Origin of the sequence: Rhodococcus sp. NBC_00297 (genome assembly GCF_036173065.1) — a bacterium.
Classification (GTDB): Bacteria; Actinomycetota; Actinomycetes; order Mycobacteriales; family Mycobacteriaceae; genus Rhodococcoides.
Genome location: NZ_CP108041.1, coordinates 2892378 through 2906256, shown reverse-complemented (window position 1 = coordinate 2906256; position 13879 = coordinate 2892378). Strand labels below are relative to the sequence as shown.

Annotated in this window: 17 protein-coding genes; 9 read left to right on the top strand and 8 right to left on the bottom strand. The window is 69.9% G+C overall.

What is annotated here, in order from left to right; translation table 11 throughout:
* Positions 1–46: 46 nt before the first annotated feature.
* From OG947_RS13980 to OG947_RS13970, 3 genes are all read right to left on the bottom strand, one after another.
* Positions 47–490 carry a DUF6918 family protein gene (locus OG947_RS13980; protein ID WP_037184699.1) on the bottom strand — a complete coding sequence of 148 codons (444 nt, stop codon included), beginning with the start codon at positions 488–490 and terminating at the stop codon, positions 47–49.
* 102 nt (positions 491–592) lie between these two features.
* Positions 593–1576, bottom strand: a complete 984-nt coding sequence (locus OG947_RS13975; protein WP_285184338.1) for an o-succinylbenzoate synthase — start codon at positions 1574–1576, stop codon at positions 593–595.
* On the bottom strand, positions 1573–2184 hold the full coding sequence (locus OG947_RS13970; protein ID WP_328812097.1) for a PaaI family thioesterase: 612 nt from the start codon (positions 2182–2184) through the stop codon (positions 1573–1575). The genes OG947_RS13975 and OG947_RS13970 overlap by 4 nt, the downstream gene beginning before the upstream one ends.
* A 51-nt stretch (positions 2185–2235) precedes the next feature.
* Between OG947_RS13970 and OG947_RS13965 the strand changes: the two genes are divergently transcribed.
* From OG947_RS13965 to OG947_RS13950, 4 genes are all read left to right on the top strand, one after another.
* A complete protein-coding gene (locus OG947_RS13965) occupies positions 2236–3144 on the top strand; it encodes a 1,4-dihydroxy-2-naphthoyl-CoA synthase (RefSeq protein ID WP_373425200.1) in 909 nt (302 codons plus the stop codon).
* Positions 3145–3157: 13 nt separating this feature from the next.
* A complete protein-coding gene (locus OG947_RS13960) occupies positions 3158–3538 on the top strand; it encodes a VOC family protein (RefSeq protein ID WP_328812096.1) in 381 nt (126 codons plus the stop codon).
* Positions 3531–4694, top strand: coding sequence for an o-succinylbenzoate--CoA ligase (gene menE / locus OG947_RS13955; RefSeq protein WP_328812095.1), 1164 nt, complete (start codon positions 3531–3533; stop codon positions 4692–4694). The genes OG947_RS13960 and menE overlap by 8 nt, the downstream gene beginning before the upstream one ends.
* Positions 4695–4808: 114 nt before the next feature.
* The gene (locus OG947_RS13950; RefSeq protein WP_155956939.1) at positions 4809–5930 is read left to right on the top strand and encodes a GAF domain-containing protein; all 1122 of its coding nucleotides are present in this window, start codon (positions 4809–4811) and stop codon (positions 5928–5930) included.
* Positions 5931–5953: 23 nt separating this feature from the next.
* Here OG947_RS13950 and OG947_RS13945 read toward each other — a convergent pair whose 3' ends face one another.
* Positions 5954–6148: a hypothetical protein gene (locus OG947_RS13945; protein ID WP_328812094.1), complete on the bottom strand. Its 195-nt coding sequence runs from the start codon at positions 6146–6148 to the stop codon at positions 5954–5956.
* 198 nt (positions 6149–6346) lie between these two features.
* Between OG947_RS13945 and OG947_RS13940 the strand changes: the two genes are divergently transcribed.
* Positions 6347–7216, top strand: coding sequence for a 1,4-dihydroxy-2-naphthoate polyprenyltransferase (locus tag OG947_RS13940; protein WP_328811197.1), 870 nt, complete (start codon positions 6347–6349; stop codon positions 7214–7216).
* Positions 7217–7275: 59 nt separating this feature from the next.
* Positions 7276–7758, top strand: a complete 483-nt coding sequence (locus tag OG947_RS13935) for an FBP domain-containing protein (RefSeq protein WP_027504530.1) — start codon at positions 7276–7278, stop codon at positions 7756–7758.
* 18 nt (positions 7759–7776) lie between these two features.
* Here OG947_RS13935 and OG947_RS13930 read toward each other — a convergent pair whose 3' ends face one another.
* Positions 7777–8169 (bottom strand): phage holin family protein, encoded by a 393-nt coding sequence (locus OG947_RS13930; protein ID WP_027504529.1) that lies wholly within the window; start codon positions 8167–8169, stop codon positions 7777–7779.
* Between the two features lie 75 nt (positions 8170–8244).
* Here OG947_RS13930 and pepN point away from each other — a divergent pair, with 75 nt between their 5' ends.
* Entirely contained in the window at positions 8245–10722 is a 2478-nt protein-coding gene (gene pepN / locus OG947_RS13925) for an aminopeptidase N (protein ID WP_328812093.1), read from the top strand.
* On the opposite strand, the gene OG947_RS13920 is transcribed toward pepN, so the two are convergent.
* On the bottom strand, positions 10702–11019 hold the full coding sequence (locus tag OG947_RS13920; protein ID WP_027504527.1) for a DUF4229 domain-containing protein: 318 nt from the start codon (positions 11017–11019) through the stop codon (positions 10702–10704). The two genes, pepN and OG947_RS13920, sit on opposite strands and share 21 nt — an antisense overlap.
* A gap of 168 nt (positions 11020–11187) precedes the next feature.
* On the opposite strand from OG947_RS13920, the gene OG947_RS13915 reads away from it, so the two are divergent.
* Entirely contained in the window at positions 11188–11397 is a 210-nt protein-coding gene (locus OG947_RS13915) for a BldC family transcriptional regulator (protein WP_042574081.1), read from the top strand.
* A 172-nt stretch (positions 11398–11569) separates the two neighbouring features.
* On the top strand, positions 11570–11779 hold the full coding sequence (locus OG947_RS13910) for a hypothetical protein (protein ID WP_027504525.1): 210 nt from the start codon (positions 11570–11572) through the stop codon (positions 11777–11779).
* A 39-nt stretch (positions 11780–11818) separates the two neighbouring features.
* On the opposite strand, the gene OG947_RS13905 is transcribed toward OG947_RS13910, so the two are convergent.
* Positions 11819–12868: a MinD/ParA family ATP-binding protein gene (locus OG947_RS13905; protein WP_051613086.1), complete on the bottom strand. Its 1050-nt coding sequence runs from the start codon at positions 12866–12868 to the stop codon at positions 11819–11821.
* Positions 12869–12901: 33 nt separating this feature from the next.
* Positions 12902–13879, bottom strand: a complete 978-nt coding sequence (ccsB, locus tag OG947_RS13900; protein WP_056441651.1) for a c-type cytochrome biogenesis protein CcsB — start codon at positions 13877–13879, stop codon at positions 12902–12904.

Genomic DNA, 13879 nt, shown 5'->3' with positions numbered 1-13879 from the left:
CGTGCGCCTTTCGCGCATCCGGGGATACGCGAAAGGCGCACGGGGGTCAGGCTGCGTACTTCTGCACCAGGGCGCCGACGCGCGGGAGAGCCTCGGTGACGTTCTTCTTCGCCGACGGGCGGAGCGAGGAGTACGCCTTCTTGATGGTCGACTTGCTGGTCTCGTCGATGCGCGCGTCGGTGACGGACAGCAGCGCGTCGGACGCCTCGTCACCGTTCGCGGCGAGGAACTCACCGAACGTGCCGGTCGGCGCGGCCTGGTACCGCTGCCAGAACGGGTCGAGCTTCTCGACGAAGCTCGGCCACAGCTTGGCGACCGCATCGTCGACGACGCTGGGGCTCACCTTCTTCACGGCGCCGTATCCGCCCTTGACCGCCAGGCCGGAGGCGCCCTTCTTGTCGGAGACCTCGGCGTCGATCAGCGCGCGGACGTCCGCGCGCACGGCCGGTGCGGTGTTCTCGTCGAGGAGGGTGGTCTGCAGTGATGCCACGGGAAACAATCCTGTCGTCGGGAGTCAGGCCGGAGGCCGTTCTCTTGGTTGAGAGTCGGGCGCAAACGCCGTTCTCGGAGAAGGTTTCTGGTCGGCGCGACCCTACAACAGAGCGAGGGGATGGCACCGGGCGAGACGCTCCAGCCACCACGTCCGCCGATCGTCCGGGGCGGCGAGCTCGCGGAGTCGATCCGCATCGGGGACGACGGTGTCGACCCGCAGCCGACCGTCGACGAGTGCTCGCGGCTCGGCCACGTCGGTGACGAACAGTGCGCCGGTGCCCAGGCCGCACGCGGCACTCGACGGCAGGGCCGCCGCCGCAGCGAGTCCCGCCGACATGCCGATCGCCGAGTCGAGGGCGCTCGACACGACCACGGGGACGCCGTACTGCGCCAATTCCTCGGCGAGCCGCAGCACCGCCCGCACCCCGCCCAGCGGCGGCACCTTGACGACGGCCACGTCGGCGGCCCCGGCCCGCACCACGCGCAGCGGGTCCTCGGCTCGCCGGATGCTCTCGTCGGCGGCGATCGACACTCCGCGCACGCGTCTGCGCACCTCGGCGAGTTCCTCGACCGTCGCGCAGGGCTGCTCCGCGTACTCGAGGTCACCGTTCTCGGTGAGGGCACGCAGGGCCGTCTCGGCCTCGTCGACCGTCCAGCCCCCGTTGGCGTCGACACGCACGGTGGGGACGAGCGCCCGGACCGCCTCGACTCGTGCGACGTCGTCGTCGAGGGTCTGGCCCTTCTCGGCGACCTTGACCTTCGCCGTGCGCGTGCCGGGATAGCGCGCGAGCACGGCGGGCACCTCGGCGGCGGGCACCGCGGGCACGGTGGCGTTGACCTCGACGTGGTCCCGCACCGGATCGGGCGCGCCCTGCCAGGCCATCTCGATGCCGGCACGCAGCCACGCCGACGCCTCGGCGTCGTCGTACTCGGGGAACGCGCCGAACTCGCCCCATCCGGCGGGTCCGGAGAACACCAGTACCTCCCGCGTCGTGATGCCGCGGAACCGGGTGCGCATGGGCAGCGACAGCACGTGGGCCGACGCGACGATCTCGTCGAGCCCGGGAGCGGGTGCCGCCGTCACTGCTGGCCGGGGAGCAACTGCACCATGAGGGCGTTGCTCTCGGCGACGAGAGTGCCGTCCTGCTTGGTCAACCGGGCCTCGATGAACGTCTTGCGGCCCTCGACCTTCGTCACGTGCCCCTCGGCGACGAGCTGCTCGTTCAACGGGGTCACGGCGCGGTAGTCGATGTGCAGGAAAGCGGTGCGGCTGATCGGGCGACCGTACGCGTGCTGGATCAGCCCGAAGAGGTCGTCGAACAGCAACGGCAGCGTGCCGCCGTGGGCTGCGCCGTTGCCGCCGAGATGGAACCGGCGGAACACACCGGTGGACCGCACGCCCTCGGCGCCGTATTTCTCGACGGTCCACGGCAGCATCAGCAGACTGCCGCGGCCCGGGAGCTCCAGCGCGCGGCCCGCCGGTGACAGACCCTCCGGCACCACGTACGGCGCCATGGTCGCAGCGAGTTTCTCCGCCTGGTCGGCGGCCAGGGCGAGCTGGTCGTCCGGCAGGTCCGTGGACACCGCGAGGTCCTGGACGGTGCGCAACGCCTCGATCAACCGGCCGTAGTCCGGCGGCGGCGTGGCCCTGGTGAACTTCGGGAATCCGCCGTGGGGGGAATCGTCGGTCATCGGACGACGGTAACGCGGAGTCCGATTCGGTCCGTCGTTAGGCTGTCGAGGGTGACCGATCAGACCTCGCCGTTCCAGCCCGAGCAGTGGACCGCGGTCCCCGGCTTCGAGGACCTGGTGGACATCACGTACCACCGCCACGTCACCGACGGCACCGTGCGCATCGCGTTCGATCGCCCCGAGGTACGCAACGCCTTCCGCCCCGGCACCGTCGACGAGCTGTACCGCACGCTCGACCACGCCCGGATGACCTCCGACGTCGGCGCCGTCCTCCTCACGGGCAACGGGCCCAGTGAGAAGGACGGCGGGTGGGCCTTCTGTTCCGGCGGCGACCAGCGCATCCGGGGGCGGTCCGGCTACCAGTACGCCAGCGGCGACACGGCCGAGACCGTGGACCGGGCGCGCGCGGGACGCCTGCACATCCTCGAGGTGCAGCGCCTGATCCGCACGATGCCCAAGGTCGTGATCTGCCTCGTCAACGGGTGGGCCGCGGGCGGCGGACACAGCCTGCACGTGGTCTGCGACCTGACTCTGGCGAGCCGGGAACACGCCCGCTTCAAGCAGACCGATGCCGACGTGGGCAGCTTCGACGGCGGATACGGCAGCGCGTACCTGGCGAAGATGGTGGGCCAGAAGTTCGCTCGCGAGATCTTCTTCCTCGGTGACACCTACACCGCCGAGGACATGCACCGGATGGGTGCTGTGAACAAGGTGGTCGATCACGCCGACCTCGAGACCGTCGCCATCGAGTGGGGGCGCACGATCAACGGCAAGTCCCCGCAGGCGCAGCGGATGCTCAAGTACGCGTTCAATCTTCAGGACGACGGGCTGGTGGGGCAGCAGCTGTTCGCGGGCGAGGCGACGCGGTTGGCCTACATGACCGACGAGGCCGTGGAGGGTCGCGACTCGTTCCTCGAGAAGCGTGAGCCGGACTGGTCTCCCTACCCCTGGTACTTCTGAGAGGCGACCGACGATGGAGGTGCTGGCGAGCCGGATCATCCTGCGGCCGAGAAACGTCGACGAGACCCTGAGCTTCTATCGGGACCGGTTGCGGCTCGGCATCTTCCGCGAGTATCCCGGTGGCGTGGTGTTCTTCGCGGGGCAGTCGCTGATCGAGGTGGCGGGCCACGGCGAGCCGACGGCGGGGGCGGGGGCGGGGGCGGGGGCGACGATTCTCCTGCAGGTGCGTGACGTCGAGGCGGCGCGCGCCGAACTCGAGGCGGCGGGCGTCGAGATCGTGCGGCCCCCGCAGACCGAGCCCTGGGGACTGACGGAGATGTGGATCGCCGACCCCGACGGCACACGCATCGTCGTGGTCGAGGTTCCGCCCGACCATCCGCAACGCCGTGGCTGATCTGACCGTCCTCCCGGTGCCCAGCGGAGACTCGGTGCTGGGTCTGCTGCCGCGACTGCGCGCCGTGCTCGACGGTACCGCCGAGCCGGTCCTGCCGGTCCCCGCCGACGACGATCGTGAGCGTCGACGCCTCGCCGACGCGCTGTCACCGGGCACTCCCGCGGAGCCGGGTACCGCGATGGTGCTCGCGACGTCCGGGTCGACGGGAACCCCGAAGGGGGCCCTGCTCGGGGCGGCCGCACTCCGGGCCAGCGCCGCCGCCACCCATGCCCGGCTGGGTGGGCCGGGACAGTGGTTGCTCGCGCTGCCGGCCCATCACATCGCCGGGATGCAGGTGGTCCTACGCTCCCTCGCCGCCGGCCACGAACCCGCGGTGGTGGACGTGTCGACGGGATTCGACCCCGCGCACCTCGTCCGCGCGGTCGCGTCGATGAGCGGGCCCCGGCGCTACACCTCCCTCGTCCCCACCCAGATGGTGAAGGCGCTCGATCGTCCGGACGCCGTCGCGGCGCTCGCGTCCCTCGACGCCGTTCTGCTCGGCGGGGCCGCGACCCCGGCTCCCGTGCTCGACCGCGCACTCGCTGCGGGGATCACCGTGGTCCGCACCTACGGGATGAGCGAGACCTGCGGCGGGTGCGTCTACGACGGCGTTCCCCTGGACGGCGTGACCGTCGGCCTCGAGGCGGACGGCCGGGTGCGCCTCGGCGGACCCACACTGGCGAACGGTTACCGCGGAATGCCTGATCACCCGGCGTTCGCCGAGGCGGGGTGGTTCCGCACCGATGATCTCGGACGCCTGCAGGGCGACCGTCTGCAGATTCTCGGGAGGGCCGACGACGCCATCACCACGGGCGGACTCACCGTCGTACCGCGAGTGGTGGAAGACGCCGTCGCGGGGATCGACGGGGTCTCCGAGTGCGTCGTGGTCGGCGTTCCCGATCCGCGCCTGGGCGAACGGGTGGGCGCACTGGTGGTGCTGCGGCCCGGTGTCGAGCTGTCGCCGGAGTCTCTCCGGGCGGCCGTCGCCGACGCGCTCGGCCCTGCCGCGGCACCCCGGCAGGTGCTGTTCGTGGACGCGCTCCCGGCCCGCGGCCCGGGCAAGGTGGACCGCGCGGCGGCGCGAACGACGCTGGTCGCGTGTGGTCCGACCGAATGACATCTCCCCCGCACGCCGAGGGGCGAGCCGCCCGAGACCGTGACGGTGAGTAAGGTCCTCCCGGTACATCCGGGTCGGGGGCTTGGTTGTTCGTGGGTTCGGAGGACAGTGACGATGGCGAGGCAGGCGACGGGAGCAGCTCCCGACGCGCACGACGGCTGGATCGTCGTGGAGACACTCGCCGAACCGCCCGACGGCGATGCCGGTCCCGTGGGGACCGTCGTCGCCAAGGACGGTCGGGCGAAGGACTGGACGGCGCTCTCCCGCGCGGTCGGCAGCAAGCGCATCGCGGACGCGGCGCGTGCGATGACCGCGTTCGTCGCGACCAGCGGCGAGGACGCGGCCGAGACCGTGCCGGGACTGAACGGTCCGCTGCGGGCCGTCGCGGTACCGGGTCCCCGGAAGGCCGTCCACGGTGTGATGCTGTACGCCGGTGACGATTCCGACGCACCGCCGCCCCTCGTCGTCGGCTACGACTGGTCCTCGTCACGTCGACAGTTCGCGTTCACGCCCGGCATCGCCGGCGTCACGGGCCGGGAGCCGGCATCGAAGCTCGCCGCACCGGCATTCGAGCTGTTCGACCACGCGGACGACGCCGACAGCGCGATGTATCTCCTCGTCGCTCTGCTCGACGCGGAACCCGGAACCCGCTGGGACGGCACCGTGGCGCTGCGTACCCCGCGCGGTGCCCGGCCCCTGCGCAATGCGGTGCGGACGGTGCTCGACACCTCGTCCGCCGACGACGCCAGCCGGTACGTCGACACCGTGTCGCACGCGTTGGCGATCTCGCTCCGCGCGGACGAACTCGTGGTGGCCGGACCGTCGGTCGAGGCGTTCGCGCTGCGGTCGCTGACGCGCAACTCCCCCACCGCGATCGCCCTCATCGACACCGAGCGCGTGCGCGTCGTGCGGTGGCTGACGGATCCGGTGGAGAACATCCTGTGGAAAGGGCAGGTCGATCAGCGCGACACCCCGCACCCCTCGGACATCGCCCGCATCGTGTCGGCCTATCGGCAGATGCACGAGTGGGCGGACCATCGCACCGAGATCCCGGGCGTTCGTCTGCGCCGTGTCGACGGCGGGTGGACCGTCGTCGACCTACGGGCGACACGTGTTCCGGGACAACGGTTCCTGATGGTGGAATTCCAACCGGTCGGATTCTCCGACGAGGACGATCCCGTCCCGCCCACCGACACCGGATACCCGGGTCGTGGGCCGCGCAGACGGTCCAGCTGAGCCTCTTCTGGGGCTCGAGCGTGTCAGGCTCGCGGCATACCGCACCGGGCGGCGAGGCAGCGCTCGAGATCCTCGGTGACCGCCCAGGCCGTGTCGAGATCACCGCCGAGCAGCAGGGACCGCTGACGCAGTGTGAGCGCGCGGATGGCGCGGTCGAGTTCGACGTCCGTCATGGCCGCGACGGCGTCGTCGATCGTGGAACTGGTGATGTCGTCCATCGTTCATCCCCGGGGTGCGACAGGTGAACCGATCGAAGGACCGGTTCCGCATTCGTGTGCCACGTTCACGGCCGACGGCGACAAGCCTGTGAGAAACCCCCGAGGTCGAGGGCGCATCCGGAGTGTACGCCGGGAGCGGTGGGCCTCACAACACGACCGCGCGGGGCCGCATCGGCATGCGTAGGCAATGATCCACACATGGCGACAGCATCCCAGTGGCTCGAAGGCGCACGGCCGCGCACACTTCCGAACGCGATCGCACCGGTCGTGGCCGCGGCGGGTGCGGCAGCGGCGGCCGGCGACGTGACGTGGTGGAAGGCCCCGGTGGCACTGCTCGTGTCGGTCGCCCTCATCGTCGGCGTGAACTTCTCCAACGACTACTCCGACGGCATCCGCGGAACCGACGACGACCGCGTCGGACCGATCCGCCTCGTCGGCTCCCGGCTGGCGACGCCGTCGGCCGTCCGCGGCGCGGCCGTGGCGTGCTTCGCACTCGCTGCCGTCGCGGGGCTCGTCCTCGCCCTGACGACGGCCTGGTGGCTGGTTCTCGTCGGTGTCGTGTGCATCGCGGGAGCCTGGTACTACACGGGCGGATCGAAGCCCTACGGCTACAGCGGCCTCGGAGAGATCGCCGTCTTCGTCTTCTTCGGCCTCGTCGCCGTGCTCGGCACCCAGTTCGTGCTCACCGATCGCGTCGACCTCGTGGGACTCGCGAGCGCCGTCGCGATGGGCTGCTTCTCGAGCGCCGTCCTGGTGGCCAACAACATCCGCGACATTCCCACCGACACCGAGGCGGGCAAGCTCACCCTCGCGGTCCGGCTGGGTGACGCCCGGAGCCGCGGTCTGCACGCCGCGCTGCTCGGCGTGCCGTTCCTCGTCAGCCTGCTGCTGCTCCTGCACTCGCCGTGGGCCGTGCTGGGCGTCGTCGCCTTCCCGTTGGCCTGGCGTGCCAACGCCCCCGTCCGCACCCGGCAGCAGGGCCTCGCGCTCATTCCGGCGCTGCGCGACTCGGGTCTCGCGATGCTCGTCTGGGCGGTGGCGACCACCGTCGGCCTGCTGCTCGGATAGTCGCCGCGCGACGGATAATTCCGTTGCCGACGGTCATGATCTCCCTCTACGGTCGTCCCATGGACCCCGTGACCGAACCCGAGATCCGGGCATCGTTCGTCAACTGCTCGAAGGGCGAGGCGAAGCGCATCCCCGTCCCCACCGATCTGGACCGTCGCCCGTGGGACGACCTGGACTTCCTCGGCTGGAGCGACCCCGCGTATCCGGGCCGCAGCTTCCTCGTCGTGCCGACCGCGGATCGGCTCGTCGGAGTCGCCCTGCGTTCGGAGAGCAGTTCGCGCCGGTCTCAGATGTGCAGCATCTGCACCACCGGGCATCAGAACGGCGGTGTCACGCTGATGGTGGCCCGCAAGACCGGTGAGTCCGGCCGCCGCGGCAACACCGTCGGCACCTACCTGTGCTCGGATCTGGCCTGCTCCCTGTACGCGCGGCGGATCAAGACCCCGACGCTGGGACGGCAGTACCGCGACGACACCCCGGTCGAGGAGCGCGTCGGCAAGCTTCGCGAGACCATCACGGCATTCGTGGCGCGGCTGGACTGACCGCGGTCGGCGGCAGCCTCAGCGGCGCGCCGATCGCCGGTCCGGCACCAGTCCACCGAGAACCCAGTTGACGATGGACACGATCACCGCGCCCCAGAAGGCGGACCCGAAACCGTCGACGGTGAGCCCGTACCCGGTGCTCTCGGTGATGGCGGCGGTGAGCAGCAGCATCAACGCGTTGATCACCAACAGGAACAGCCCGAGGGTCAGCACGATGAGGGGCAGCGACAACAACTGCACGATCGGCTTGACCAAGGCGTTGATCACGGTGAACACGGCGGCGATCCCGATCAGCACCACCAGGTCCCAGCCCTGCCCGCGCCCCGAACTCGCGATCGAGATGCCGTCCACCCAGGACGCCGCCAGCCAGATCGCGAACGCCGTGACGATCAATCTGAGCACCAGAATCATGCGCCCCATGATGGCACGGGTCGCCGCGACGGTGGTGTGTCGCGAGCCGCGCCTCCGGTGGTGTTGCATGAAGGTGTGAGTACCGCGAACCTGACCCGCGCCGAGACCGCCGACCGCGCCCGGGTGGTGTCCGACGTGCGATACGACGTGGCGCTGGACCTGACCGAGGCACGGACCCGAGCCGAGTTCGGCACCGTCACCACCGTGAGCTTCGCGGCCACCGCGTCGTCGACGTGGATGGACTTCCTCGGTGCCGGCGTGGACCGCGTGATCGTCAACGACCACGAACAGGAGGTGCAGTACGACGGTGCGCGGGTGCTGCTGCGTGATCTCGGGAGCCGCAACACCGTGCGCATCCACGCCCGCGGCTCGTACAGCCGCACCGGTGAGGGCCTGCACCGATTCGTCGATCCGGCGGACGGCGAGACCTACCTCTACACGCAGTACGAGCCCGCCGACGCGCGGCGCGTCTTCGTGAACTTCGAGCAGCCGGACCTCAAGGGACCGTTCGTCTTCCGGGTGAGCGCACCGGACGAGTGGACGGTGCTGTCGAACGAGCGGGTGGAGGAGACCACCACCGACGACGCAGGGTCGTCCACCCGTGTCTTCGCCGCCACGCAGCCGATCTCCACGTACATCACGGCCGTCGTCGCGGGCCCGTACCACCGCGCCACGTCGGAGTACCGCCGTGGCGACCTCACCATCGAACTCGGCGCGTGGTGCCGTGCGTCGCTCGGCGAGTACCTCGACCACGACGACATCTTCGACGTCACGCGCGCCGGGCTCGACTTCTTCCACGATGCGTTCGAGTTCCCCTACCCCTTCGGGAAGTACGACCAGGTGTTCGTGCCCGAGTACAACCTCGGCGCCATGGAGAACCCCGGCTGCGTCACGTTCACGGAGTCGTACGTGTTCCGCAGCGCGGCCACCCGAGCGCAGTACGCACGGCGCGCGAACACGATCCTGCACGAGATGGCGCACATGTGGTTCGGCGATCTGGTGACCATGCAGTGGTGGGACGACCTGTGGCTCAAGGAGTCCCTCGCCGACTACCTGGGCGCGTACGCCTCGGTCGCGGCCACCCGGTTCACCGACGCGTGGGTGTCGTTCGCCCTGCGCCGCAAGGCCTGGGCCTACTCGCAGGACCAGCTCCCGACCACCCACCCGGTCGTCGCCGACATCGTCGACCTCGAGGCGGCCAAGCTCAACTTCGACGGCATCACCTACGCCAAGGGCGCCAGCGTGATCAAACAACTCGGGGCCTTCGTCGGTGACGAGGCCTTCTTCGAGGGCGCCCGCGCATACTTCCGCGCTCGGGCCTTCGGGACGGCCACCCTGCGCGACCTGCTCGACGCCCTGGCCGCACCGGCCGGTCGGTCGCTCGACGACTGGTCGGCCGCCTGGCTCGAGACCACCGGCGTGTCGACCGTGCTGTACGACCGCACCAGAGGTGTTCTCACGCAGACGGATCCGCGTCCTCAGCGGTTGGACATCGCGTGCCTGTCGCCGGACGAGAACGGCCACCTCGTCGATGCGGAACCGATCTCGGTGCACATCACCGACGCGGAGACCCCGCTCGCACTGCCCGATGCCGCGGTGATCCTGCCGAACGACGGCGATCTCACGTACGCGAAGGTGCGCCTGGACGCGCGGTCGATGGAGTCGACGATGCAGTCGGTGGACCGCATCCCCGACGACCTGCGCCGCGCACTGGTGTGGTCCTCCTGGTGGAACGCGACGCGCGATGCCGAACTGTCTGCGCAGACGTACGTCGATCTCGCCGTCCGCTTCGCACCCACCGAGTCGCATCCGGCCGTGCTCGGATCGATTCTCGCGGACACCGCGGTCGCGGTGGAGCACTACGCCGCGGACCGGGACGGTGTCCGGCAGCGGTGGACCGCGACGGCGGCCGAGCAGCTCGCCGGGGCGCCGGCCGGGTCGGACGCGCAGCTCGAGTGGTTCCGGGCGTTCTCCGCCGCGGCGTCACACGACCCGTCGCACGCCGGAAGGGTGCGCGCGTTGCTCTCCGGCGAGGACTCCGTCGACGGTCTCGAACTGGACGCCGAGCAGCGCTGGGTCCTGTGGTTCGCCCTGTCGGCGACCGGTCACACCGACGAGGCCGAGCTGGCGACGGTGCTCGAGTCCGACCGCACGGGGGCCGGTGAGGTGCAGTACGCCGCCGCGGTGGCGGCGCAGCCCGTCGCGTCGGTGAAGGAGGCGACCTGGGCCGCCCTGACCGGTTCGGACGCCCTGAGCAACGAGCGGGTGGGGGCGCTGATCCGCGGCTTCACCGCCGGACCGTCACGCACGCTGATCGAGCGCTTCGACGAGCAGTACTACGCCCTGCTGGAGACCTTCTGGCGGGAGCGGAGCATCGAGATCGCTCGACGACTCGTCATCGGGCTCTTCCCGTCGGCCGCCCACAGCGAGGACGCCGATCGCTGGCTCTCGGGTCACCCGGACGTACCCGCGGCTCTGCGACGGTGCGTGATAGAGCAGCGCGACCACCTGGCCCGCGCACTCGCCGCACGGTCACTCTCCGCGCAGGCGTGAGTGCAGATCCTCGCGGTCGCGGCGACGCTTCTCGTCGACGGCGGCGATGTCCTCGTTGACGCGTCGGCGCAGTCCCTTGAAGAGCACGAGCGACAGGGGGAACGCGACGACCAGGGCGAACACCATGGCGATCAGCAGCGGCACGGTCACCCCGACCAGCGCGGCACCGAAGTAGATGACGGCCGCGACCACAGCGATGAGACCGAGCCGGGCGGCGGTGTAGAGGCCGAGATCGCGGACCAGTCGGCCCTTCGCCGACCCGCTCGGGGTGCTGCCGGTGGGGATGGGATCGGTCATGGACACAGATTACCGGAGCCGTTCGACGTATCCGATTTGTCCATTACCTCCCCTTTACCAACATTAGAAGAGTCGAGTACCCGGGGGTCTCGGTGCCACCATGGGCAACGGATGCGGACATACAGCCGCATTCGACCGAGATGAAGACTGTGTCCCTGGAGGATCGCGATGAGTGCACCGGCTTACACCCCCACGCAGGAGAACCTGCTCACCCCCGGCCAGGTGGCCGCACTCTTCCATGTCGATCCGAAGACCGTCACGCGCTGGGCCCACGCCGGCCGGCTCGGATCGCTCCGCACTCCCGGCGGCCACCGTCGCTTCCGCGAGTCCGAGGTCATGCAGCTCCTGACCTCGCTCACCACCGAGGCGCACCGCTGATCACGCGTCACCCCTAGAGCGCCACCCACTCGTCACCGAGTCGACCATCGGTCGCCACTCGCGGTGTTCGTGCCGGACACCAGTACGTGCAAGCAGATTCTCAGGATCTTGCGAGCTCGACTCGAGTGCCCCGGCGCTCCGCCACGACTACGCTCGGTAGTGGAGGTGCGTGATGATCTATGTTCTGGCTCTGATCGGGCTCGTGGTCGTGATCGTGCTCCTCTGGAAGTCTTTCGGCCCCGAGACCGGGGCACCCAGAGGACGCGTCACCGGACCGGACGACGACCCGGAGTTCCTGTGGAAGATCAGGAACAACCCTGCACGTGATCGTGGCAACGGTCCCGAGCGTCCCGATGCGGGAACGCCCGGTTCCGTCGACTGAGTCGCGTCACGCGGTGCGGTGCGGTGCGGCGGACGACCGTCACCGCGTGACGTGGGGCGGGAACTCGGCGGTCATCGCTGCTGCCGTCTCGAGAAGCGCCGTGCGCGTCGCCGGCGCGAGAGCATCGAGGTCGACCTCCGCCCCCTGAGCGAGATGGTCGTCGTACGGGATCACCCGCACGGCGCGACATCGCTGACCGAAGTGGTCGACGATCTTCGAGACGTCGATGACCTTCGACCCGGGCCGCACCATGTTGACCACTGTCAACGACTGCTCCACCAGATGCCGGTAGCCGTGCGCGTCGAGCCAGTCCATCGTCGCCGATGCACTCCGCGCACCGTCCACCGATCCGCTGCTCACGATCACCAGCCCGTCGGCGCTGCGCAGGATCGCCCGCATCGCCGAGTGCAGAAGTCCCGTTCCGCAGTCGGTCAGCACGATGTTGTAGAACCGCTCCAGCACGGCCACCGTGGTCTCGTAGTCGTACGCGTCGAACGCCTCCGACATGGCCGGATCGGACTCCGACGCCAGCACTTCGAGCCGGTGGTGATTCTGGGACGTGAAGTCGCGGACCGCGCTGTACTTGTCGATGTCGCGGGCGTCCTTCAGCAGGTCGCGCACCGTCTTCTCGGTCTCCAGCGGAACCCGGGAGCTCAGCGTTCCGCGGTCGGGGTTCGCGTCCACGGCGATCACACGGTCGCCCCGGACCGACGAGAACGTCGATCCCAGCGCCGCCGCCACCGTGGTCTTCCCGACGCCTCCCTTGAGGCTCAGGATCGCGATGCGATGACACCCGTGCAACGGGTTGCCGACCTGACGGATCAACGCGAGCCGCCGCTGCTCCTTGGCGCTGTTGCCCACGTTCACCCGGCCACCGGTGACGTCGAAGAGCGTGCGGCGCCAGCCGCCCGTCGGTGGGGGCGGCGAGGTCCGCAGCAGCCGTGACGTCGAGAGGTCGTGCGCCGTGGGCGGTTGCATCGGCGAGGCAGGCACCTGCTGGATCGCCGGATCCGTCGGCGTCGACGCGGACGGGATCCGCCCGTCGTCCTGCGGGCCGGGCGACCACCCGTCCCAACGATCGTCCGTCACCGATTCCCCCCGGCGGTCATGTCGAGCCGACGGTCAGTTCAGACCCGCGTACGAGTGCAGACCGGAGACGACCATGTTGATGATGAAGAGATTGAACAGCATGGCGACGAAGCCCGCGACGTTGATCCACGCCGCGCGGGTGTTCCGCCAGCCCGACGTCGCCCGTGCGTGCAGGTACGCCGCGTAGACGACCCACGCGATGAAGGACACCGTCTCCTTGGGATCCCAGCCCCAGAAGCGTCCCCACGCGGCCTCGGCCCAGATCGCACCGAGGATGACGCCGGCGCCGAACAGCGGGAAGCCGATGATCGTGGTCTTGTAGGCCAGGCGGTCGAGCGTGCGGGCGTCCGGAAGACGCTGGGCGAACCGGGCGAGTGCACCCGTGTTCGCGCCGTCCTCCGTGGCGGGGAAGCGCATCCGCAGCAGGAACAGCAGCGACGCGACGCCGGCCACCAGGAAGATTCCGCTGCCGATGCTGACGATGGTCACGTGGATCGGCAACCAGTACGAGCGCAGGGCCGGAACCACTGGGGCCGCGTCGGCGTAGAGGACCGTCGCCGCGAGGAACATCAGAATCATGACCGGGACGACCACGAAGATCAGCGTCGGGCGCATCTTCCGCAGCGCGATGATCGAGGTCGCCGTCGCGGCGGCCGTGGCCATCGTCACGAACTCGTACATGTTGCCGAGGGGGAACCGGTCGGTGGCGAATCCGCGCAGCACGATCGACGTGACCGTGAGCAGCAGACCGAGCACCACCAGCGCGTAGCCCATGCCGCCGTAGCGCTCGGACGCGGGACGCCGGGGCGCCTCCTCGATCCGACCGGGACCGGTGGGCCGCACGGGCGCCTTGCCCGCCGCGACGAGCTGCCGCTCGGACTTCTGCTCCGCAGCCGTGACGGTCTGCGTGGCGTACTGGGCGATGAGGAACACCGCCGCAAGCAGGTAGACACCGAACGCCGACCGGAAGGACCAGTCGCTGAACTGCGCAAGTGTGGCGTCGATCGGCAT

Bases quoted from the DNA above. Each gene is read 5' to 3' on its own strand.
- OG947_RS13970 (WP_328812097.1), bottom strand. From the start codon at position 2,184: ATGACCGACGATTCCCCCCACGGCGGATTCCCGAAGTTCACCAGGGCC.
- OG947_RS13960 (WP_328812096.1), top strand. From the start codon at position 3,158: ATGGAGGTGCTGGCGAGCCGGATCATCCTGCGGCCGAGAAACGTCGAC.
- OG947_RS13950 (WP_155956939.1), top strand. From the start codon at position 4,809: ATGGCGAGGCAGGCGACGGGAGCAGCTCCCGACGCGCACGACGGCTGG.
- OG947_RS13945 (WP_328812094.1), bottom strand. From the start codon at position 6,148: ATGGACGACATCACCAGTTCCACGATCGACGACGCCGTCGCGGCCATG.
- OG947_RS13940 (WP_328811197.1), top strand. From the start codon at position 6,347: ATGGCGACAGCATCCCAGTGGCTCGAAGGCGCACGGCCGCGCACACTT.
- OG947_RS13935 (WP_027504530.1), top strand. From the start codon at position 7,276: ATGGACCCCGTGACCGAACCCGAGATCCGGGCATCGTTCGTCAACTGC.
- OG947_RS13930 (WP_027504529.1), bottom strand. From the start codon at position 8,169: ATGATTCTGGTGCTCAGATTGATCGTCACGGCGTTCGCGATCTGGCTG.
- OG947_RS13920 (WP_027504527.1), bottom strand. From the start codon at position 11,019: ATGACCGATCCCATCCCCACCGGCAGCACCCCGAGCGGGTCGGCGAAG.
- OG947_RS13915 (WP_042574081.1), top strand. From the start codon at position 11,188: ATGAGTGCACCGGCTTACACCCCCACGCAGGAGAACCTGCTCACCCCC.
- OG947_RS13910 (WP_027504525.1), top strand. From the start codon at position 11,570: ATGATCTATGTTCTGGCTCTGATCGGGCTCGTGGTCGTGATCGTGCTC.
- ccsB (WP_056441651.1), bottom strand. From the start codon at position 13,879: ATGCCGATCGACGCCACACTTGCGCAGTTCAGCGACTGGTCCTTCCGG.